We start from the raw sequence: 21,092 nt of genomic DNA on the forward strand, positions 1-21,092 counted from the left end.
ATGGAAAACGCGCTGATTATTCTGGTAGTTCTTATAGTTCTTTTCATCGTATTCAGGAAATTCAACCTTTGGTACTGGAAAATCCAGGAGCACATTGACAATCAGAAGCAGATTATCTCCCTTCTGGAAAAGGTCTGCTCCCGTGTAGGCTCAATGGATGAGGAGATAACTGAATTATCACGGATATACAAAGGTAAAAACCAGCCTGCACCAAAGGCTGGACTCCTTGATGACTGAGAAATAATCTCGCAATTGAGCTAGGAATGAGCCCATAGATATGGGCTTTTTTATTATAAGGCCCAAGATGATAGATTTCAGACTTACAGATAACAAAGTCGTTTTCACTAACGGCCTTCTTCAGTACGTAGATGGCGCTGAGCGCGTCAGGCAACAGGTGGAGTTCAGGCTTAACCTGTGGCGAGGGGAGTGGTTCCTTGATAGCCAATTTGGAACGCCTTACCTACAGGATATTCTAGGTAAGCAGGTAACGCTTAATGGTGCGCTATCAGCCATCCGTACAGAAATCCTGGCTGTAGAGGGTGTTACCGGAATTGTGGAATTCACATACAACTTTGACCGTGCCGAGAGAAAGCTAAGCATCGAGTTTACAGCCAACACTGAGTACGGGTTGGTGCAGTACCCCTGATAAATACCCCTTCAATATGCCACGCCAATGTGCGGGGCTTTTTTATGCCAGAAATAAGGTGCATATGGCTGATTACATTACTGCGACAGGCTTTGATAAGCCGACATTACCGGAGATGGTTCAGGAAATCGGTGATGCAATGGAGACGGTCGTCGGACCGATTAACAGAGAGGCTGATTCGACCACGGGTCAGTGGATCGGAATTGAAGCTGAGCAAAACGCAATTCACTTTGAAACTGAAGAGGAATTGTGGGCTAGCCGGTTTCTTGCTTCTGCTGAGGGATTCGCCCTTGATGCTCTTGGCGACTGGATGGGTGGGATTACCCGGCATGGCAAAACCAAGACAAAAGTGAACGCCGTTATTTATGGCTCTGAATCACGACTTGTTCCTGCTGGTTCTCTCGCGTCGTTCGGTAACTACCAGTTTAGACAGACGGCAGATTACACCATCTCACGCTCTACGCTTCTGGACGGAGAGGTGAGGGTGTCTAACAACACTCAAACCTCCTACACAGTACGGATTGCTGGCGTTGACCATACCTATACAAAGGTCACAGGGGATACCGTAAACTCCATTGCTACAGGGCTTGCTGCGGTGGTTGATTCAACAAGCCAGTATTCAGCCACAGCAAACGGCTCAGTAATAAGGCTGACTTCCGAAAACCTCATTGAAGGCTACGCAGTTTCGCTTAGTGCTGGCCTGGCCTGGCAGCTGATTGGCTCACCGGCAATCTTTGAGGCTACTGAAGCAGGTCCGATAGTCGTTCCTGTTGGCGGACTAAACAATCCTGTAAGTGCGATAACCGGATGGACTGGAGTTAATAACCTTGTTCAGGGGGCTACCGGTTCCGATCGTGAATCAGACACAGATTACCGCCAACGTTTATATCAGAGCAGGTCGTCATCTGGCGGTGCGGCAACCATTCCAGCAATTGAGACTCGCCTGATTACGGAAGTCAGCGGCGTAACCTTAGCCAAAGTCATTGAAAACGACACCATGGCGACAGTGGACAGCATTCCACCAAAGGCCATACATACTATCGTTTCTGGCGGTCTTGAGCAGGATATTGCTGACGCTATCTGGAAGTACAAAGGAGCGGGAATAGCAACCTACGGTTCAATTGCGATCACTGTATATGACCGGTACGAGAGACCTCATATCGTGAACTTCTCAAGACCTACAGAAGTGGATATTTACGTCAAAGTTGACGTTGTTCTTCTGGATACAGAGGAGCCGTTACCAGCTGCTGTTGTGGACGCTATCAAGCAAGGTGTTGTTGCTTACGGTGCGACGCTTGGCCTTGGTGATGACGTTATTACCCAGCGCATCTATGGTTACATCTACGCCAATACAACCGGCATCGGGAAAATGACCATCACGGTCAGTACGGACGGAACTACGTTTGCCGAAAGTAACATTTCCGTTGCTGAAAACTCCTTTGCTTCGTTCTCCGCTGCCAATGTGGAGGTCACAGGTGTCTGATGAATGGATTGATATCGATTTCCTTGCGCTGATACGACAGAGGACTACTGACTGGCTTAAAAAAGGCGGTCAGGTTCCCGATCTCTTTGCTGCTGTTGGCATACTCCATCCTGAAATTGAAGCTCGCGCCAAATACATCTATCTGACGCAAAGCATCTACAACGCCCACGGCATAGAGCTGGACAGATTTGGTCAGTACGTTGATGTGGATCGCGATGGAATGTCTGACGATGATTATCGACGGGCAATCATGCAGGCGAAACTGGCGACTGCATTTAGCGGAACGCCAGATAACGTTATGGTCGTAACGGCAACTACTACATCAAGCACTGATGTTGAACTTGTTGAGTTGCACCCTGCTGCCTTTAGCGTACACGCCACCGGCCCTTATGTTCCTACAAACATCAACGCCATTGTTGATCGCGCATCTATAGCTGGCGTCAGAGCCTATTCAACGCACGATTACGGGCTAAACGGCTTTTCCCTTGCTGGGATATACACCAATTCAGGGCAGTCGTTACAGGTCGGCGTAAATACCGCAATGCAGGTAGATACCGACACCGCCCTTGGCCTTAACCGTGGCTCTGTATTTATTGCTGGCTCCTACCTTGATGCAGCAGGTTCCGTATCAGGTGTTCTGGAAGTAAACGGCTCATACCTCGGCGTCGCTGACGACGACTATCTACTTATCTTCTCCCGTGACTATGGCGTTACCGGGACGATGCTATGCGGCGCTATGCCTAAGTGAGAAATTAAATGGCTATCACATCATTTGCAGCAACTGACGTTACATATGCTGATGGGCAGAAGAACAAAGAACCAATTCCTGATGAAATTCTTGCAAGCGGCTTCGTTCCACCTGTACGCATGCCAGACGGCTCTATCTCAGCGGGGAGCAAACTTGCTGCTAATCATCTCAATACCCTACTTAACGATTTATACACGCAAATATCTGACCTTAAGGCTCGCGTGACTGAACTTGAGGGGGCGTAATGGCTGACATCCTTCTCAAATATCTGACTGATTTACCCTCTGCCGCTGACGCCGAGCCCTCAGACCTGATGCATATCAACCAGGCCGGAAATGACCGCTCAATAACATTAGAGGTGCTTGCATCCGCAATTTTCAACATCAGATATCCGGTAGGAAAAGTTGAATGGTTCGCTAACGATACTAACCCAAACGCAATTTGGTCTGGTTCTACGTGGGCCAGAATACCGGGAATGGGAAAAACTATACGCCTTGCAAATAGCACTGGAACTGATGTTTTACAACAGGGCGGTTCAGATACTGTCGAAATTACATCTTCAAATCTGCCACCACACAAACATCCAATAAATGTAAAAACAGAATCGTTTGATTATGGCTCAAAGTCGACAAGTAGCACAGGGTCGCATGTCCATGCGTTTGCATACCGAAGAAATGGCAATTCTTCTGATTCTGACCCTGGAGGGGATGTCATGAAGTCTGGTTCCGGCACAAAAAACGAAAGCAGAAATACTGAGTCGGCAGGAAATCACCAGCACAGTGTAAGCATCGGAGCTCACGAGCATGATATCAAAGGAGACACCGACAGCGTTGGTAGTGGCACTCCGTTGAGCTTAACTAATGCCTACGTAAAATTAGCGGCTTGGTACAGGACAGCATAAATGGCAGAACAAAAAGTAAAGTTAACTGAACTTCCGGCAGCTACAGATACAATCGACACAGCACAACTTCTGGTGAATCAAAACAGTACAGACCAGAAAATTCAAGTAACACACTTCCTACGATCTAAAAATAACCTTTCAGACCTTGTAGATTCAGATCAGGCCAGAGCAAATCTTAATGTTCCATCAGTAGATGAAGTAAACGACAAGTTATCTGGATATATAAACGGCTCACTTTCTTTTAGCGCGGGTGGGTCTTTAGCTTCTCGCACTGACTTTATCTGGGATGAGGAGAGCAAAGCCTGGTACTACTGGAGCGGAACACTTCCAAAGGATGTGCCAGCAGCATCCACACCGGATTCTACTGGCGGGATTGGTGCTGGTAAATGGGTGCAAGTTGGAGATTTAATCTTAACGGAAAAGATTGACCGCGCTTTATTCAATAATTTTATTTATAACTTTGGTGGCATTCCAGACTACACTGGTGCGCCACTATATGATGGAAATGATGCATCAAGAATTACAGCCACAGACAATACACCAATGCTGCTGAATGCATTGACAAACGGCATCATTAAAAATAATGTTTTGAGAATCCATATCCCTGCCGGCCACTACGGATTCAGTGGTGACAAAATCATTCTTGACCCAACAACGCTACCTTACAAGAAAATCATCATTTCTGGTGAGGGTGAAGGCGTTACGATCCTTGACTATATTAAAGAGGACAACACCGGGACCGGTAACACTGAACAGGGTGATAACGCAAAAGAACTTCTGCGTTTTGAAGTTGGTTTTGACCACGTAGAGTTTCAGAACATAACGCTGAAATGTACAACTAAAACAGGCTTTGTTAACGGCACTCCATCCAGTGACCCAAGTAACTGGGCGATTTACAACGGCACGATTTGGTTTGCTCACATCAAGCAGGCAAAAAAAGTTGTGTTGCGTTCAGTAACCACTGAACACGGTAACTATCGCTGCCTTAGCATCGATGGTATATCTGAGACTTCACCAGGCGTTACGGAACTTGAAATGTATGACTGCACCGGGCGTTACAATACCGGTAGTGGCTTCTGGCTACGTGGGATTAAAAAATCCAGAATTTTTAACTGCTATGGCTACCGTAATGGCAATAAGGGCGTAACCGCAACAGGTTATGGCATTACTTTTAGCCAGTATTGTTCTGATATTATTATTCAGGGCGGTGCATACTACGAGAACTACAGGAAAGGAGTTGATAAACATGGTGGCATTGGCAACATCACCATGAAAGACGTGCTGATTGCAGACAACATCATGTTTCAGACATCGTTTGACCATCAGTATCTTGGTCTTTACCCTGGTGATGTCATGACTGATATGCAACTTTCAAACGTTGATATTGAGTTTGGAAGAAATCCTGATTTCTGCAACGAAGCATTGAGCGCAATAGATCTAACTTTCAGAAATCACATATCAATTGTCCTGAATGATAAGCTAATCAACGGGTCAACTGCTGGACGCCTGCGCCAGGTTCGCGCGAAAGACTGTAATATAAAATACTTACAAGGTGTTACGGTACCATTTAACACGTATGTATGTATTTCAGAAATGGCGCAAGAAGCACTGCTAGATAACGTCAGCGTTGACGTCAGGGCGCTTCAACTTGACAGAACTGGAAATAAAGACGTTTACACGCTAACCACAATTGGTATTGGTGCAGATAATGCAACCTTAAACATCCACGGTGGCCAGTATCTTACTGCTGATGGACTGGTGAGGGATCTTAACGGCAATAACAGCAACAGTCTGTTTATTGGCGCAAAAGCAAACTCTAAAATCATTATTGGTGGCAGCGCAGAATTTGACCTGGTCAACCATGTTCTGCTTGGTTCAACTGGCTCGGGACGAGCGTTTGAATATACTGGACAGCGAAAAATCGACGACTGCTCGTTCAAAGTAAGAAACTTACAGAACGTGACTCACAAGTTTAGCACCGGCGCAGGACTTGCCTGGTTAGAAAATGGTTTCTTCTTTGGAAACGCCGCCAATCAGATAAACTATGGAGGTGCAGTGGCGCTTGGGTTTGGAGACTGTCACAACATGACACAACACAAATTTGGTGTTCATGATCGTGGAGTAACGTTCAAAATAGACAACTCAAAATTGCAAGCAGGCACACCTTGCAATATTTTAACTGCAAACCTGTATGGTAATATGAATTTACGGCTAGAAGGACGCTGCGCAAGATCTCCTGATATATATGAAGCTAGATGGCTAGGAAGTGCCAACACGTTTCAAGTTGTTGTTGGAAGTGATAGAATATCTAGCGGAATCACAACCGATCAAGCAATCCAATGGAATGGCAATAATACAAACCTAATAGCAAAGAAGATAACCCTCAACACAACAACCTCTCTTAGCGCCACGGAATATTACGTGGCAGAGATAAGTGCCAACAACAACTTTACAGTAAAGTATCTTGGCACACTGTAGCAATGTTGTGCCAGCCTATGAATGAGGCTGGCACAACAAGTCATTTAATTTGACCTGTAAACATCAAAGTAATAGCTATCTCTTGTATTTGGCTCTGCATGCAAGGTGTAGTTTCTTAGATTAATCCTTTCATCAGATAAAATTGTAGTATATTTTGATGTATCAAAACCAGACTCAAACTCCTTTAATGGTATCACGTTATATACCACATTACTGTCAAGGCAAGTAGCCAGTGTGTTGAATTTAAATGGTACCTTTACGATAATTAATGTTTTGTTGTTGTTGTGAACACTCTGGCAGTCATAATTATCTCTAAGGAATAAGTTTTCCACCTTATTTCTATCTGCATTAATTGAAGCAGAGAAAATGGACACAAATGTTAATATAGTGAATGATGCAGTGGCATTAATTTTTCCGGCAAAGCTATAGAATGACGCAAATATCAAAGCAAACATAGGAATTGATGGGTATGCATACCTGGCCAGTTTGTAAGGTGCAAAATAAATTGATAATATAACAAATAGCGATGTGGATAAAACAATCCAAATGGAAAACAGACTATGCCGACATCCGCTGTATGTTTTGTAAATTAAATACAACAACCCCAATATAGCTATTAAATATATAAATGGCAATGAAATTGAGATATCATGGAAAACCTTAAACGAAGAGGCTATGTTTTCCTTAAATGAAAACACCTTTCCAACTGCCTCGGTAGTTCTATAGTTTATATTGAAATATCTTGGGTAAATTATAAATGAAAATGAAATAACTAAAATAATAAATAATAAAATCTTTTTTAACGGGTTGTGGCCGCATATGGATCTATGATTAAGCAAAATAAGCAAAGATACTGGCAAAATATAAAATACAGAAAAATAGCCAGTTAAAAATGTAACGGAAGTTACTGCAGCATATTTAACAATCCCCTTACGTTGTATGTCAGTAGTATCAAATACCAATAACGTATAGTACGTAAAGATTACAAACATCATTTCTTGGAATTGATAAGGCCTAAGAAATGTGGTATTAGATATCGCAAAATACGAAGTGTATGCTATAAATGCGCAAATTATTGAAGGTGTAATATTTCCAGTTAACTTATGCACCAGTTTTACACAAAAGTAAAATGAAATGCACATGAAAATAATGTTCATCTGCGCAAGCCATACAACAATGTTGGATATGTTCGAGTCCTTAAGTGGTGTCATCCATAGTCGCAAAAGGCTATAGTATATATTGCTATGAGGCAGGTCTCTATTGTTAACCCATAATTTACCAACATCATTAATGGCATCTAAAATACCCCCATTAACAACATACATTTCCCTTCTTATAGCATCACCAGTAGCGCCAATAAAACCATCACCAATGGTAGAGAAACCTATTGACTTATATGAGGATAATATAATTGACAATGATTCATCAACGTGCAAACCTGATTTAATAGAAATATAGTACTCTCTCATAAAGATGAGTAACGCCATGCAAACTACAAACACAATAGTGTTATTAATTCTTATGCCTCTAAACATTTTTCCTACCCTTCAGTACATAACGCGGACGGTTTTTTACTTCCACGTAAATCCTTCCAATATACTCACCAAGCACGCCTATCCCGATAAGCTGCACACCACCCAGAAATAAAATCGATACCAATAGAGAAGGGTAGCCGCGCACTGGGTTACCAAATGCCAAGGTATCAAGAATCATCCACGCTCCGTACAGGAAAGAAGCACCGGCAACGAACAGACCAATATAAGTCCACATGCGAAGAGGGAAAGTTGAGAAACTTGTTATCCCCTCAAGTGCCAGATTCCACAACTTCCAGCCGTTGAACTTTGTGCTGCCAGCTACGCGTTCTGCGCGAGAATATTCAACCACATCGGTTATTCCGCCAACCCAGCTCAGCACACCCTTCATGAACAGGTTTCTCTCAGGCATGAGCTTGATGTTTTCGACCACCTCGCGAGACATCAGGCGGAAATCGCCAACGTTTTCCTCAATCTGTGGGTTGCTTATTTTGTTGTGCAGCTTATAGAACCACTCAGCGGTCTTGCGTTTCAGGCGGCCATCTGTGGAGCGATCCGATCGCTTGGCCAGGACCATGTCAGCGCCTGCCTGCCATTTCTCTATCAGGTGCGGAATGACTTCTATGGGGTCCTGAAGGTCAACGTCAATCGGGATAACCGCTTCACCAGTCGCATGGTCAAGGCCGGCAAAGAGTGCTGATTCCTTGCCAAAGTTGCGCGTGAAAGACAGAGGAACAATAAGCGGATCGGCAATAGCCAGCGTGTTTATGATTGATTCTGTCGCGTCTTTGCTTCCGTCATTTATGAAGACTATCTCAACTTCATGTTGCTGAAGTCCTTCAAATTCCCGAACAGTTTTATAAAAAATAGGTATCGCGTCTTCTTCGTTGAAGACAGGAACGACCAGAGAAATTTTCATTTCGCATCCCTAAAGACAATGAATTTTGAATAGATGAAACCGCAAACAAGGCTGATTGCGGAGAATACGATTAACGTGATAACAGGTGCCATGCCTGATTTATCTGCCGCCCATCCCACCGCAGCGCTCAGCGTACCCATAAACCCCACATACAGCATGTATCGCAGGGTCGTGGTAGAAGACTTAAACGTAAATCTGGCATTTGCGAAGAAGCTGAATGACACAGCGACAACGAACCCGGCGAAGTTACCAAGCGCCTGACCTGTGTGAAACGCATACATGCAGATAGCAAATACCACCCAATGAATGAGCGTGTTGATGACACCTATCGATGTGTACCTGGCGAATAACTTTAACATTATAGAAATCAGTGAATTCGGAAAGGTCTGAAGTGTAGCACCACAAACGCTATTGATCGACACCGCCGATCGGTAATACTGTATTAATATACAGTATCTATCGGAGGTGGTTTATGGGATTCCCGAGCCCGGCACAAGACTACGTTGAAGAGCGCATATCGCTCGACAAGCGCATCATAAGCAGGCCAGCAGCTACTTACTTCATGAGAGCGGGCGCAACGCATTACCGGGAAGGCATTCTCAACGGTGCGCTTCTGGTAGTTGATGCATCGCTATCACCATGTGACGGTTCGCTTCTGGTTTGCAGAATGGAGGGTGAACTGAGGATTAAGCGGTACCGAAATTCTCCAAGACCTCACCTGGAAGATTTGCAGACAGGAAGGCGCGAAGAGATTCCGGTGCACGATGACGGAACGAGCCCTGATGCAATTTTTGGCGTGATCACGTACATCATCAACGATGCGCGGTCTGGTGAGTTTGATGATTGTCCGGTGATGTGATGGGGCATGTATGGGGCATAAAGTTACCGCGAAACGACGTTAGTTCATTGCACATGACAAATCGTATCGCGGCAACATAGCAGAAGTTACCGCACATCAATCCAACATCAAGCCACTTCGTTAAAAGACTTAATAGTCTCCAGATGAAGATCGCCTGCAGCACGGGGGTACCGAGGAACGGGATCAGGGTAATGACGTCTTTACTGCTCAGTGAGCTACCGATCCCGAGCATGATCCCACAGAACGAGAGGAGTGCCACAGGCAGCATAAAGGTTTTACCCAATTGCTGGAAAAACTCCCACAGCGATATTTTTTGTGCTGCTTTCGCCGTCATAAAACGACTCCTTTATTGTTAAAATCAGTTTATCTGCTTCAATGCTGCGAGAAGATAAAACGTTTTATCAAAGTTTAGTGCGCGCTAAATCACATTCTCAGGCTTTGACTGGTAGTATAAAGATAACGTATTGATAAAACGTTTTACCGATCTCATTTCAGGGAGTCACGCCGACACATGGCTGTAGCGAAAAAAATCACCATCAACGATGTCGCGCTGGCGGCGGGGGTCTCCGTCAGTACCGTTTCTCTGGTGCTGAGCGGAAAAGGGCGCATCTCGCCTGCCACCGGGCAGCGAGTTAACGAGGCGGTTGAACAATTAGGCTTTGTGCGTAACCGCCAGGCGTCGGCGCTGCGCGGTGGGCAAAGCGGGGTGATTGGCCTGATTGTCCGGGATCTGACGTCTCCGTTTTATGCAGAATTGACCGCCGGGTTAACCGAGGCGCTTGAAGCGCAGGGGCGGATGGTTTTTCTGCTGCACGGCGGACGCGAAGCCGATCAGCTCCTTTCCCGGCTGGATATGCTGCTCAACCAGGGCGTGGACGGGGTGATCGTCGCCGGGGCGTCGGGCGTGGGTAGCGAACTGTGCGAGCGTGCCGCCGAAAAAGGCGTGCCGCTGGTCTTTGCTTCGCGCGCCAGCTACCTGGACGAAGCGGATACGCTGCGTCCGGATAACATGCAGGCCGCGCAAATGTTGACCGAGCATCTTATTCGTCGCGGTCATCAGCGCATTGCCTGGCTGGGGGGTAAAAGTTCGTCCCTGACCCGCGCCGAACGGGTCGGCGGCTACTGCGCGACGTTGATCAAATACGGTCTGCCGTTCCACAGTGAATGGGTTGTTGAATGTGAATCCAGCCAGAAGAAAGCGGCTGAAGCGATAAATGCGCTGTTGCGAAGCAACCCGACGATCAGCGCCGTGATTTGCTACAACGATGTGATTGCTATGGGGGCCTGGTTTGGCCTGATCCGCGCCGGGCGGCAGAGCGGTGAGGGCGGGGTGGAAACCTTCTTTGGCCACCAGGTCTCGCTGGGGGCGTTCGCCGACGTCGGTGAAAACGCGCTGGATGACCTGCCGATCGTCTGGGCCACCACCCCCGCGCGGGAGATGGGTTATACGCTGGCGGACAGAATCATGCAGCGCATCGAGAATACGGATGTCCAGGCCGGGCACCAGATTGTGGCGGCGCGCCTGGTCACCGTGAAATAAACGCCTCTGCACATCGCCCGGCGGCAACGGCCCCCGATCGTAGGCCGGGTAAGCGTCAGCGCCACCCGGCAATAAAAAACCCCTCATGAGAGGGGTTTTGACGTTTACTGCTGCGGTGCCGCCGGTTCGGCTGGTGCTGCGGGTTCAGCCGGTCCCGGCATCCCCAGCGTCGGCATACCAAACATGCCGACGAAGTCTTCCAGCGGCATTTTGTCGCCGTTGAGCGTAACCTGACCGTTGGTGTACTGCAGGCTGGTGGAGATAGTATTGTTTTCCACCTTCGTGATGCGGAACATCTGGCCCATCGCCGCCAGGCCTTTCACCTGCTGGTTCGCCAGTTTACCGGCGTCTTCGTCGCCGTAGCCTTCCAGCTTCGCAATCTGGGTCATAAACTCGGTTGCCATATCCATCGGGATAGTCAGCTTGCTGTCGAGGGACTTCACGCTGCGATCCACTTCCTGCGCCAGCGTCTGCGGTTCACCCGTTGCGGTTGCCGGATCTTTCAGGAACAGAGACAGGTTGAAGTTGGTTTCACCTTTGCTGTTTTTCCAGCTCAGAGGTGCAACGGTGATCACCGGCTCGCCTTTCAGCAGGATCGGCAGGTTGTTGAACAGCACCGCCATCGCCTGCTGCTGATACGCTTCCGGGTTCTGTTGCAGGGCGGTATTGGTCAGCAACGCCTGGCTCTCTTTGCTGTATTTCTGGCTAAATTCATGCCACGCCTGGCCGTCGATATTGCCGATCTTCAGCGAGAGTTTGCCGGTGCCCAGATCCTGGTTCTGTACCTTCAGGCTTTTCAGCGAGTAGTCCAGCTGGGTGTTGATGCTTTTCCCGTCTTTGGAAACGTCGGATTTGCCGTTAACGTCCATGCCTTCCAGCACGGCCATCTCTTTACCTTCAATCGCGATAGCAATCTTATCAACGGAGAGCGTCTGATCGCCGATACGCTCTTTAAAATCGGTCATACGGCTGTTGCCGTCGGCCTTCAGCTTATTGAAGGTGAGCTGAACTTTTTGGTTGTATTCGTTTACGGCGTTGACCAGGCCGCTTTCCGCTTCACCCGTCAGGGAGAAGACATTGCCATCCCGATCCGCGTCGACTTTGAAATTGCCGCCGCTGAAGGCGACTTTCTCATTCTCTTTCTCATAGTTCAGCGCTTTCAGAGCAATATCAGAACTCGTATCACCGGAGTAGTTGATGCGGGTGTTAATGTCGAAAGGGGATTCATTCTTTGCCAGGTCAAACAACGGTTTAGTGACGTCGTTATTCACCAGCACGGTGTGAACTGATGCCATGGACGGTATCAGATTAAACGATTTCAACTGTGCCAGCGGGAGCGGACCGTGGCTGACCACTTCATCCAGCACCACGCTCTGGCCTGGCTTCAGCCAGCCGTTTTCATTACCGGCCATTGGCTTCACCACCAGTTGCATATGGCTGGTGAACACGCCGCGCTGATAGTTCTGATAGCTCAGTTCCAGACCTGCTTCCGGCGCGCTGCGCTTAATCTCTCCATTAGCCTGTGCCACCATCTCAGCCAGACGGCCTTCCAGCTGTTTCCCGGTAAACCAGGATGCACCCGTCCAGACCACGCCTAACGCTACAATCACTCCAACCGCTACGACCGATTTTTTCATTGCGACTATCCCTAAAATGAAACCAGGCGGTAAAAACCGCCCGGAGATATTAAGCCTGCAACTAGCTTAGCAAGAGTTGTTAAAAAATTCAGTAAGTGCTTAAAGCTTATTGAAAACGCGCGCCAGACGACCGGTACCGCTTACGCTAACCGGAGACTCATTCGCTGCAACGAACGCTGACTCACCGGGCTTAAGTACCAGACGCTGTTCACCTTTGTGCAGCGTGGCTTCGCCTTCGACACAGAACAGGATTGCTGCACTCTCCTGCGCAATGGTGGTTTCGGTCGGGCTCAGGTCGTGCAGGGAGAAGGCAAAATCGTCCACCGGGATCGGGAAGTCCAGCTCTGCACCTGTTTTGACAGGCTGGGTGAGCAGCTCACCTGCCGGTTTTGCCACAAACTTCACGTTGGCAACCAGCTCAGGAATATCGATATATTTCGGCGTCAGGCCCGCGCGCAGCACGTTATCGGAGTTGGCCATCACCTCCAGCGCCACGCCCTGCAGGTAGGCGTGCGGGGTTTCCGCGAACAGGAACATCGCTTCGCCCGGGTTCAGTTTCACCACGTTCAGCAGCAGGGGAGAGAACAGGCCGCTGTCGTCCGGGTAGAACGCGGAAATCAGACGGATGGTTTCCCACGGTTCACCGTGCTGGCTGTCCAGCGTCGCTTTCAGCACCGCCAGCGCGTGAGATTTCTCTTCACCCTGCATATTCAGCAGGCTGGCAAACAGCTGGCTCAGCGCGTCGGCATTCGGGTTTTCAAGGAAGTGGGCGATAGCCTTGTTAGCACCCGCGACCGGTTGCAGCAGGGAAACGATCTCGGAAAATTCGCGGAATGCGTTCATCGCCAGGAACGGGGTCAGCGCAAAGACCAGTTCCGGCTTGTGATTCGGATCTTTGTAGTTACGCTCGGCAGCATCTAACGGGATACCCGCCGCGTTCTCTTTCGCAAAGCCGATTTCAGAGGCTTTTTTGTTCGGGTGAACCTGGATGGAGAGCGGCTGGTCGGCACACAGGACTTTAAACAGGAACGGCAGTTCACCGAAGCGCTGAGCAACGTTGTCGCCCAACAGCGCGGATTTATCGGCGTCGATCACGTCACGCAGGCTGCGTACCTGGCCGCTGGCGTCTGCAATTTTTGAGCTGCTCTTCGGGTGTGCCCCCATCCACAGCTCTGCCATCGGCAGATTGTTTGGGTTAGCGATACCGTAGAGATCCGTTAACGCAGTTTTACTTCCCCAGGCGTAGTTTTGCACTGAGTTAATGAGTTTTTGCATTATCAAGCCCTGATTCAATTGTGGAATTAACTCCGGGTATTAAAGCAATAAACCACATGGAAGTAACCTGTGGATGTAAAAAGTCGTACTAGTCTCAGTTTTTGTTAAAAAATTGTGTAGGATAAGCTGACTCGCTTTTAAGCCGGGCAGCGGAACATCTGCCCTGAATAAACAGACCGAAGCAGTAAGTGAGAGAACAATGTCGAATAAACCCTTCCATTATCAGGATCCTTTCCCCCTCAGTAAGGATCAGACCGAGTATTACCTGTTAACCCGCGATCACGTCTCCGTTTCTGAGTTTGAAGGACAAGAGATCCTTAAGGTGGATCCGCAGGCGCTGACGCTGCTGGCGCAGCACGCTTTCCACGACGCCTCGTTTATGCTCCGTCCTGCGCATCAGCAGCAGGTAGCCGATATTCTGAGCGACCCGGAAGCCAGCGAGAACGATAAATACGTTGCCCTGCAGTTCCTGCGTAACTCCGATATCGCGGCGAAAGGCATTCTGCCAACCTGTCAGGACACCGGCACGGCGATTATCGTTGGTAAAAAAGGCCAGCGCGTCTGGACCGGCGGCGGTGATGAAGCGGCGCTGGCCCACGGTGTTTACAACACGTATACCGAAGATAACCTGCGCTACTCGCAAAACGCGGCGCTGGATATGTACAAAGAGGTCAACACCGGCACCAACCTGCCCGCACAGATAGATCTCTACAGCGTCGACGGTGATGAGTACAAATTCCTCTGCATCGCCAAAGGCGGCGGTTCGGCCAACAAAACCTATCTCTACCAGGAAACCAAAGCGCTGCTCACCCCGGGCAAGCTGAAGAACTACCTGGTCGAGAAAATGCGTACTCTCGGTACGGCTGCATGCCCGCCGTACCACATCGCGTTTGTGATTGGCGGTACCTCGGCTGAGAGCACGCTGAAAACCGTCAAACTGGCCTCAACCAAATACTATGACGGTCTGCCAACGGAAGGTAATGAACACGGCCAGGCATTCCGCGACGTGCAGCTTGAGCAGGAGCTACTGGAAGAAGCGCGTAATCTGGGGCTCGGCGCACAGTTTGGCGGTAAATACTTTGCTCACGACGTCCGCGTGATCCGTCTGCCGCGTCACGGGGCATCCTGCCCGGTCGGCATGGGCGTTTCCTGCTCTGCGGATCGCAACATCAAGGCGAAGATCAACCGCGAAGGCATCTGGATCGAAAAACTGGAAAACAACCCAGGCAAATACATCCCTGAAGAACTGCGTAAAGCGGGTGAGGGGGAAGCGGTTCGCGTTGACCTTAACCGTCCGATGAAAGAGATCCTGGCCCAGCTTTCTCAGTACCCGGTGTCGACTCGCCTCTCTCTGAACGGCACGATTATCGTCGGTCGTGACATTGCGCACGCGAAGCTGAAAGAGCGTCTGGATAACGGTGAAGGGCTGCCGCAGTACATTAAAGATCACCCGATCTACTACGCAGGACCGGCCAAAACGCCTGAAGGCTATGCTTCCGGCTCGTTAGGTCCTACCACGGCGGGCCGTATGGACTCCTACGTTGACCAGCTGCAGGCCAACGGCGGCAGCATGATCATGCTGGCAAAAGGCAACCGTAGCCAGCAGGTAACGGACGCATGCCATAAGCATGGCGGTTTTTACCTGGGCAGCATCGGCGGCCCGGCGGCGGTCCTTGCGCAGGGCAGCATCAAGAGCCTGGAATGCGTGGAATACCCGGAACTGGGTATGGAAGCCATCTGGAAAATTGAAGTGGAAGATTTCCCGGCGTTTATCCTGGTGGATGACAAAGGTAACGACTTCTTCAAGCAAATCCAGTCGTCCCAGTGTTCAGCGTGTGTGAAGTAAGTTAAAACCTTGTCGGGTGGCGTTAGCGCCACCCGACTCCAAGAAGAGCGCACAAAGCGCCATATCGTTTCTCAGAAGTCATCAATACTTATCTCTTAAGCATGTGAGCAATCCCGACAGTGTTATCAAGGAGAAAGTAATGACAACGGTACGCCATGAGAAAGACTCTATGGGCGCAATCGAGGTTCCGGCTGACAAGCTATGGGGCGCGCAAACCCAGCGTTCGCTGGAGCACTTCCGTATTTCGACCGAAAAAATGCCCGTCTCGCTGATTCAGGCGCTGGCACTCACCAAACGTGCAGCGGCAAAAGTAAATCAGGATTTAGGCCTGCTGGGCGCAGATAAAGCCACCGCGATCATTAATGCCGCCGACGAAGTGCTGGCCGGTAAACATCCCGACGAATTTCCCCTCGCCATCTGGCAAACCGGTTCCGGTACCCAAAGCAACATGAACATGAACGAAGTGCTGGCGAATCGGGCAAGTGAACTGCTGGGCGGCGTGCGCGGCATGGAGCGTAAGATCCACCCGAACGATGACGTTAACAAAAGCCAGAGTTCCAACGACGTCTTCCCGACGGCGATGCACGTAGCGGCGGTGATCGCGATCCGCGAGCAGCTTATTCCGCAGCTCAACGTACTCAAAACCACGCTCAACGAGAAAGTGCAGGCCTTCCGCGACATCGTTAAAATTGGCCGTACTCACCTTCAGGACGCTACGCCACTGACGCTCGGTCAGGAGATTTCCGGCTGGGTGGCGATGCTGGAACATAACCTGAAGCATATCGAGAACAGTTTGCCCCATCTGGCGGAGCTGGCGCTCGGTGGCACGGCGGTCGGTACCGGGTTAAATACGCATCCTGAGTACGCGGTGCGCGTGGCGAAGGAGCTTGCGGCCATTACCGGACAGCCATTCGTCACGGCGCCCAATAAATTCGAAGCGCTGGCGACCTGCGATGCGCTGGTTCACACCCACGGCGCGCTGAAAGGTCTGGCGGCTTCGCTGATGAAAATTGCCAACGACGTCCGCTGGCTGGCCTCAGGGCCGCGCTGCGGTATCGGTGAAATCAGCATTCCGGAAAACGAGCCGGGCAGCTCTATCATGCCGGGTAAAGTCAACCCGACCCAGTGCGAAGCCATGACCATGCTCTGCTGTCAGGTGATGGGCAACGACGTGGCCGTTAACCTGGGCGGCGCGTCCGGCAACTTCGAGCTAAACGTCTATCGTCCGATGGTGATTCATAACGTGCTGCAATCTGTTCGTCTGCTGGCCGACGGGATGGAGAGCTTTAACGAGCATTGTGCGGTGGGCATAGAGCCAAACCGCGAGCGCATCAGCCAGCTGCTGAATGAGTCTCTGATGCTGGTCACCGCACTCAATACCCATATCGGCTACGACAAGGCCGCCGAGATCGCCAAAAAGGCGCACAAAGAGGGGCTAACGCTGAAAGCTGCCGCTCTGGCGCTGGGTTATCTAACGGAGGCGGAATTTGACGCCTGGGTTCGCCCGGAAGCGATGGTCGGCAGTCTGAAATAATCATCCCGCCACATACAGGTGCAGCCGCGGAATAATCAGCTGTAGCGGCTGCGCCTGAGGCCGATAACGGTGCTGAACATTTTCAGCGTCGTAATTCAGCAGCTCACCAATATCCGGCACGATGGCGCCCTGATCGGCATCATAAAGCGCAATCAGCGGCGTCGGGCAGGCATATTGTACCTGTTTTTGCTGACCGGAATACCAGACGCGAGCGATAGGCTGCACCTTTACCGGACGCTTAATTTTGAGGCGCGTATCCGCCGGTAACGAGGCGATGCTGTGATACTCCTGCTCCAGACGCTCAATCCACTGTTCACGCGACCACGGTGCAACGGTACGCGGTGCCTTAAGACTTTTTTCCAGCTGCGCCAGCACCTCATCCCGGGTGAAGTTTTTAATGATGTGCTTATTCGCCCAGCCGAAGCGCAGCGTGGCGGGGTGACGCAGTGCGGTCAGCGTGCGGTAGGCATTAAGGGTAATTAATCCCGGAAGCTGGCGGTGCACCCACTCAAACCGGGCGGCCGGAGCGAGGCCGGACTCTTCGGTCACTATCTTCTCAAACGTTGCTTTCAGGGCGTTGATATGCGCAATCTGGTTTTCCAGCGCCTCGCGCGTGGTGGCATCGGTTTGCAGGCAGATCACGCCCGGCAGGCGCACGGCCGCCTTGCTGCTGCGCTGTTCCGACTGCTGCTGAATAAAAAGGTGGCGGTAGTGCTTCAGGGCCAGCTCAAGCGCGGCGCTGCCGATATGCTGCTTCACCTCAATGGCGTCGAGCGGATCGTGCTCCGCGCCTTTGGCGATATCGGGCAGGGTAAAGACGCGCGCGGCCAGCAGGCGGCAGGTCTGTAAACGCGCGGTCAGCGTCAGCAATTCGTGTTCTATTTCGCGGAACGTGCTGTTCAGCCGTTCGATGAGATCGTAGGTTGCCATAAGCACTCTCATTAGTTACAACATACTTGTCATATAGCACAGCACGCCGGGTCAGGCCAGCGTGCGGTTAAGGTCAGACAGGGACGGGAAGGGCGATGTTATGGTACACCGGCCAGTTAAAGCAGAAGCGTGCGCCGCCGAGTTCGCTCTCCTCACAATGCACCGTGCCGCCCATGGCCTGCGCGATAGAGTAAACAATGGCCAGCCCCAGTCCGCACCCGCCGGTGGCGCGATCGCGGCTGGGATCGAGGCGGACAAACGGTTCAAATACGGTTTCTCGTGCTTCCGGGGCAATTCCCGGTCCATCGTCTTCAACTGTCAGGCTTGCCTGGTTACCCTGCAAATCCAGTCCAATCTGTAGCGTACTTTCGCTGTAGCGCATGGCGTTGTTCAGCAGGTTATCAAGCACGCGCTCCATCAGCCGCATATCGAGCGCGCCGTAATCGCCGGGTGTGACGCGCGTCAACAGCGTGCGTTGCGGGTTCACGCTCTGGACATCATCAATATGGGTTTGCAGCCAGGCGGGCAGATCTGGCGCACTGAGGTTCAGCTCGTTTTGTGGGCGGTCGAGGCGCGCGTAGGTGAGCAGCTCTTCAATCAGCGCTTCAAGCTGACCAATATCGCGGTTTAGCGCGAGTGACTCCGCTTCTGTCAGATTCTCGCTCATCTCCAGACGATAACGCAGGCGAACCAGTGGCGTGCGCAGCTCGTGGGCAATACCGTCGATTAGCTGTTTTTTACTGGCGATCAGGGCATTGATGTTATCGGCCATCTGGTTAAAGGCCACGCCCAGCCGCTCAAAGCTGGAACCGCTGTCGAAGTGAATGCGCTCGGTGAAATGTCCCTCGCCAAAACGCTGTGCGGCGGATTCCAGCTTCAGCATGTCCTGCCAGTGGGGACGCATCCAGATAAAGACCGGAAACGCGAGCGAAATGGCGATAAAGGCCATCAACGCCATGTCCAGCAGGCGCATCTGGTGAAGATAATAGAGATAAGGAACCGGCCCGACAGCCAGCACATAATGGCTGCGCGGAATACGCTGGATAAAGGTGTATTTCTCATCCAGCGCCACGATATCGCCATCGCGCAGGCGCTGCATTGCGGGCGGATCTAACTCGAAATCTTTTAATGGCTCGATGCGTAAATCAAATGACAGGTTCAGATCGAGTTCTTTGAGGGTGTTCGCCCAGTCGTGCGGCGGGATCTCTCTGAGTTCGCTCCGCATCAGATACAGCGAGCTTTTCATCAAATCGTCCAGCGACTGCCTGCCCGCACGTTCGGCGGTAAATTTATAGACCAGCCCGACCAGCATGGTCATGACCAGGAAGCAGACAAACAGTAAAAGATAAAACTGCACAAACAGCTTTTTCATTCCATCTCACCGGAAAAACGCGATAGGCAGAATATACATGAAAAACCTCACCTGTTTTCATGTCTGTGACGCTTCTTACATTGCATGCGCACTTCTTTTGACCTTGGCGATGAGTTTTTCCGTGACGGCCAGGCCTTCCGCAATGTGCGTATCAATCACGTCCGTTCCGAAGTCCCTGATTAAGTCCAGGAGCATTTCGTAAGACTGAATCAGTTCCAGCAGGTCAAAGAGCGCTTTTAGGTCGGTACCTGAGGGGGAGGATTGCTTAAAGGTTAGCTGATTAACAATCCATTCAAGATTGGTTTTGATGGCTTCTACTTCATGGTAGCTATACATATTTCATAGGCTTAAATCCTCATTTCAAGATTTCATGGGAGGGAATGTGCGGAACAGGTGTGAGCAGGTAGCGGGGCCGGTGCGGCCTGAAGAAGAGACAATTGAACTTTAATTATGGATTAGATAGCGTGCTTAGCAAGTATTTGTTGCGCAAACGGGTAATTAAACGCGAGAAAGAGAAGGCATCGCGGTGTAATGCCTTCATTTCGAGCATGTTTGGTTAGCCGGTGAGCGTAATCAGGTTTCCCAGGCGTGCGGGGCAAAGAGATAACCTTTGTTACGCACGGTTTTAATGCGGTAGGGCTCGGTGGCATTATCCTGCAACTTTTTGCGCAGGCGCGAAATCGCAACGTCGACGCTGCGGTCCATGCCGTCATAGCTCACGCCACGCAGGTTTTTCAGCAGCGCGTCACGGTCCATGATTTGCCCGGCATGCGTTGCCAGTTCCCACAGCAGGTCAAAGTCGGCGGTGGAGAGGGCGATAAGCTCGCCGGAAAGCAGCACCTGGCGGTTGATCGGATCGATAGACAGCGTACCAAAACGCATCGCTTTGTGCGGCGTCAGAGAGGGGGCGGGCGATTCGCGTTCGACACTCGCGTGCTGGCGCAAATGCAGGCGCAGACGGGCAAGCAAAACGGCAGGCGGTGTGGTTTTCAGAATGTAATCGTTGGCACCCATCTCCAGCGACAGGATATGGTTCATATCGCTGTCCAGAGAGGTGAGCAACACGATAGGACCTTCCCAGCGGGCGCGCAGGTCGCGGCAGAGGGTCATGCCGTCTTTGCCAGGCAACATGATATCCAGCAGCACCAGGTCCGGGTTTTCACGGACGACCACCTCTTCGGCCCGATCGCCGCGAGGCTCAACAATGACGTCCATATCATGTTTGCCCAGATAGGCGGCGATCAACTGCCCGACTTCGGGTTCGTCTTCAACATAAACAATCTTATTCATACAACGTCTGTTTTCGTGAAAAAAGCCAACATACACCGCGGAACCTTAACCTTCCATTAATCTTTCAAAATTAACGCCGCTTCCGTTATTCTGGCTCATATT

20 protein-coding genes and 1 pseudogene are annotated in these 21,092 nt (G+C 50.4%); 11 read left to right on the plus strand and 10 right to left on the minus strand.

The genetic code is table 11. The features are described from left to right. The 7 genes from L3068_RS10045 (at nucleotide 1) to L3068_RS10075 (ending at nucleotide 6,256) form a co-directional block, all read left to right on the plus strand. On the plus strand, nucleotides 1-237 hold the full coding sequence (locus L3068_RS10045; protein WP_236904828.1) for a hypothetical protein: 237 nt from the start codon (nucleotides 1-3) through the stop codon (nucleotides 235-237). Nucleotides 238-277: 40 nt separating this feature from the next. Further along, nucleotides 278-646: a contractile injection system sheath initiator gene (locus L3068_RS10050; RefSeq protein WP_236904829.1), complete on the plus strand. Its 369-nt coding sequence runs from the start codon at nucleotides 278-280 to the stop codon at nucleotides 644-646. Between the two features lie 64 nt (nucleotides 647-710). Next, nucleotides 711-2,129, plus strand: coding sequence for a baseplate J/gp47 family protein (locus L3068_RS10055; protein ID WP_236904830.1), 1,419 nt, complete (start codon nucleotides 711-713; stop codon nucleotides 2,127-2,129). Next, complete coding sequence (locus L3068_RS10060; protein WP_236904831.1) at nucleotides 2,122-2,877, plus strand: hypothetical protein; 756 nt, start codon at nucleotides 2,122-2,124, stop codon at nucleotides 2,875-2,877. Before L3068_RS10055 ends, L3068_RS10060 begins: the two co-directional genes overlap by 8 nt. 8 nt (nucleotides 2,878-2,885) lie before the next feature. Beyond that, a complete protein-coding gene (locus L3068_RS10065; protein WP_236904832.1) occupies nucleotides 2,886-3,122 on the plus strand; it encodes a phosphoglycolate phosphatase in 237 nt (78 codons plus the stop codon). Next, nucleotides 3,122-3,778, plus strand: a complete 657-nt coding sequence (locus tag L3068_RS10070) for a phage baseplate protein (protein ID WP_236904833.1) — start codon at nucleotides 3,122-3,124, stop codon at nucleotides 3,776-3,778. The genes L3068_RS10065 and L3068_RS10070 overlap by 1 nt, the downstream gene beginning before the upstream one ends. Beyond that, nucleotides 3,779-6,256 (plus strand): tail fiber/spike domain-containing protein, encoded by a 2,478-nt coding sequence (locus L3068_RS10075; RefSeq protein WP_236904834.1) that lies wholly within the window; start codon nucleotides 3,779-3,781, stop codon nucleotides 6,254-6,256. It begins immediately after the preceding gene. Between the two features lie 44 nt (nucleotides 6,257-6,300). Here the strand turns inward: L3068_RS10075 and L3068_RS10080 are convergent, their stop codons facing one another. From L3068_RS10080 to L3068_RS10090, 3 genes are read right to left on the minus strand one after another with little or no spacing between them, the layout of a single operon-like run. Beyond that, nucleotides 6,301-7,743 carry a glycosyltransferase family protein gene (locus L3068_RS10080; protein WP_236904835.1) on the minus strand — a complete coding sequence of 481 codons (1,443 nt, stop codon included), beginning with the start codon at nucleotides 7,741-7,743 and terminating at the stop codon, nucleotides 6,301-6,303. A gap of 40 nt (nucleotides 7,744-7,783) precedes the next feature. Next, nucleotides 7,784-8,707, minus strand: a complete 924-nt coding sequence (locus L3068_RS10085) for a glycosyltransferase family 2 protein (RefSeq protein ID WP_047352435.1) — start codon at nucleotides 8,705-8,707, stop codon at nucleotides 7,784-7,786. Then, nucleotides 8,704-9,066: a GtrA family protein gene (locus L3068_RS10090; protein WP_236904836.1), complete on the minus strand. Its 363-nt coding sequence runs from the start codon at nucleotides 9,064-9,066 to the stop codon at nucleotides 8,704-8,706. The genes L3068_RS10085 and L3068_RS10090 overlap by 4 nt, the downstream gene beginning before the upstream one ends. A 113-nt stretch (nucleotides 9,067-9,179) precedes the next feature. Between L3068_RS10090 and L3068_RS10095 the strand changes: the two genes are divergently transcribed. Further along, nucleotides 9,180-9,566, plus strand: a complete 387-nt coding sequence (locus L3068_RS10095) for a HumD family translesion DNA polymerase (RefSeq protein ID WP_072056587.1) — start codon at nucleotides 9,180-9,182, stop codon at nucleotides 9,564-9,566. Nucleotides 9,567-9,705: 139 nt separating this feature from the next. Here the strand turns inward: L3068_RS10095 and L3068_RS10100 are convergent. Then, nucleotides 9,706-9,900, minus strand: a pseudogene (locus L3068_RS10100) (PTS sugar transporter subunit IIBC); the annotation flags it as partial. Nucleotides 9,901-10,077: 177 nt separating this feature from the next. Here L3068_RS10100 and L3068_RS10105 point away from each other — a divergent pair. Next, on the plus strand, nucleotides 10,078-11,106 hold the full coding sequence (locus L3068_RS10105; RefSeq protein WP_014883587.1) for a Mal regulon transcriptional regulator MalI: 1,029 nt from the start codon (nucleotides 10,078-10,080) through the stop codon (nucleotides 11,104-11,106). Nucleotides 11,107-11,210: 104 nt separating this feature from the next. On the opposite strand, the gene L3068_RS10110 is transcribed toward L3068_RS10105, so the two are convergent. Together L3068_RS10110 and manA are read right to left on the minus strand one after the other, a co-directional pair. Beyond that, on the minus strand, nucleotides 11,211-12,743 hold the full coding sequence (locus tag L3068_RS10110; protein WP_117581877.1) for a YdgA family protein: 1,533 nt from the start codon (nucleotides 12,741-12,743) through the stop codon (nucleotides 11,211-11,213). A gap of 99 nt (nucleotides 12,744-12,842) precedes the next feature. Continuing rightward, the gene (manA, locus tag L3068_RS10115) at nucleotides 12,843-14,018 is read right to left on the minus strand and encodes a mannose-6-phosphate isomerase (protein ID WP_014883589.1); all 1,176 of its coding nucleotides are present in this window, start codon (nucleotides 14,016-14,018) and stop codon (nucleotides 12,843-12,845) included. Nucleotides 14,019-14,217: 199 nt separating this feature from the next. Here manA and fumA point away from each other — a divergent pair, with 199 nt between their 5' ends. Then, complete coding sequence (gene fumA / locus L3068_RS10120; RefSeq protein WP_014883590.1) at nucleotides 14,218-15,864, plus strand: class I fumarate hydratase FumA; 1,647 nt, start codon at nucleotides 14,218-14,220, stop codon at nucleotides 15,862-15,864. 139 nt (nucleotides 15,865-16,003) lie between these two features. Beyond that, nucleotides 16,004-17,398, plus strand: a complete 1,395-nt coding sequence (gene fumC / locus L3068_RS10125; protein ID WP_117581875.1) for a class II fumarate hydratase — start codon at nucleotides 16,004-16,006, stop codon at nucleotides 17,396-17,398. Here fumC and tus read toward each other — a convergent pair whose 3' ends face one another. The 4 genes from tus to rstA form a co-directional block, all read right to left on the minus strand. Beyond that, a complete protein-coding gene (gene tus, locus L3068_RS10130) occupies nucleotides 17,399-18,328 on the minus strand; it encodes a DNA replication terminus site-binding protein (RefSeq protein ID WP_023330261.1) in 930 nt (309 codons plus the stop codon). Nucleotides 18,329-18,401: 73 nt separating this feature from the next. After that, nucleotides 18,402-19,700 (minus strand): two-component system sensor histidine kinase RstB, encoded by a 1,299-nt coding sequence (gene rstB / locus L3068_RS10135; RefSeq protein ID WP_014883593.1) that lies wholly within the window; start codon nucleotides 19,698-19,700, stop codon nucleotides 18,402-18,404. Between the two features lie 75 nt (nucleotides 19,701-19,775). Next, entirely contained in the window at nucleotides 19,776-20,036 is a 261-nt protein-coding gene (locus L3068_RS10140; RefSeq protein ID WP_014883594.1) for a hypothetical protein, read from the minus strand. Nucleotides 20,037-20,273: 237 nt separating this feature from the next. Next, the gene (gene rstA / locus L3068_RS10145; RefSeq protein ID WP_032636775.1) at nucleotides 20,274-20,990 is read right to left on the minus strand and encodes a two-component system response regulator RstA; all 717 of its coding nucleotides are present in this window, start codon (nucleotides 20,988-20,990) and stop codon (nucleotides 20,274-20,276) included. Nucleotides 20,991-21,092: the final 102 nt, after the last annotated feature.

Source organism: Enterobacter cloacae complex sp. ECL414 (genome assembly GCF_021869685.1).
Lineage (GTDB): Bacteria > Pseudomonadota > Gammaproteobacteria > Enterobacterales > Enterobacteriaceae > Enterobacter > Enterobacter kobei.

Coding starts and splice junctions, on each gene's coding strand:
- L3068_RS10045 (WP_236904828.1), top strand. CDS start 1: ATGGAAAACGCGCTGATTATTCTGGTAGTTCTTATAGTTCTTTTCATC.
- L3068_RS10050 (WP_236904829.1), top strand. CDS start 278: ATGGGCTTTTTTATTATAAGGCCCAAGATGATAGATTTCAGACTTACA.
- L3068_RS10055 (WP_236904830.1), top strand. CDS start 711: ATGGCTGATTACATTACTGCGACAGGCTTTGATAAGCCGACATTACCG.
- L3068_RS10065 (WP_236904832.1), top strand. CDS start 2,886: ATGGCTATCACATCATTTGCAGCAACTGACGTTACATATGCTGATGGG.
- L3068_RS10070 (WP_236904833.1), top strand. CDS start 3,122: ATGGCTGACATCCTTCTCAAATATCTGACTGATTTACCCTCTGCCGCT.
- L3068_RS10075 (WP_236904834.1), top strand. CDS start 3,779: ATGGCAGAACAAAAAGTAAAGTTAACTGAACTTCCGGCAGCTACAGAT.
- L3068_RS10080 (WP_236904835.1), bottom strand. CDS start 7,743: ATGGCGTTACTCATCTTTATGAGAGAGTACTATATTTCTATTAAATCA.
- L3068_RS10085 (WP_047352435.1), bottom strand. CDS start 8,707: ATGAAAATTTCTCTGGTCGTTCCTGTCTTCAACGAAGAAGACGCGATA.
- L3068_RS10090 (WP_236904836.1), bottom strand. CDS start 9,066: ATGTTAAAGTTATTCGCCAGGTACACATCGATAGGTGTCATCAACACG.
- L3068_RS10095 (WP_072056587.1), top strand. CDS start 9,180: ATGGGATTCCCGAGCCCGGCACAAGACTACGTTGAAGAGCGCATATCG.
- L3068_RS10105 (WP_014883587.1), top strand. CDS start 10,078: ATGGCTGTAGCGAAAAAAATCACCATCAACGATGTCGCGCTGGCGGCG.
- L3068_RS10110 (WP_117581877.1), bottom strand. CDS start 12,743: ATGAAAAAATCGGTCGTAGCGGTTGGAGTGATTGTAGCGTTAGGCGTG.
- manA (WP_014883589.1), bottom strand. CDS start 14,018: ATGCAAAAACTCATTAACTCAGTGCAAAACTACGCCTGGGGAAGTAAA.
- fumA (WP_014883590.1), top strand. CDS start 14,218: ATGTCGAATAAACCCTTCCATTATCAGGATCCTTTCCCCCTCAGTAAG.
- fumC (WP_117581875.1), top strand. CDS start 16,004: ATGACAACGGTACGCCATGAGAAAGACTCTATGGGCGCAATCGAGGTT.
- tus (WP_023330261.1), bottom strand. CDS start 18,328: ATGGCAACCTACGATCTCATCGAACGGCTGAACAGCACGTTCCGCGAA.
- rstB (WP_014883593.1), bottom strand. CDS start 19,700: ATGAAAAAGCTGTTTGTGCAGTTTTATCTTTTACTGTTTGTCTGCTTC.
- L3068_RS10140 (WP_014883594.1), bottom strand. CDS start 20,036: ATGTATAGCTACCATGAAGTAGAAGCCATCAAAACCAATCTTGAATGG.
- rstA (WP_032636775.1), bottom strand. CDS start 20,990: ATGAATAAGATTGTTTATGTTGAAGACGAACCCGAAGTCGGGCAGTTG.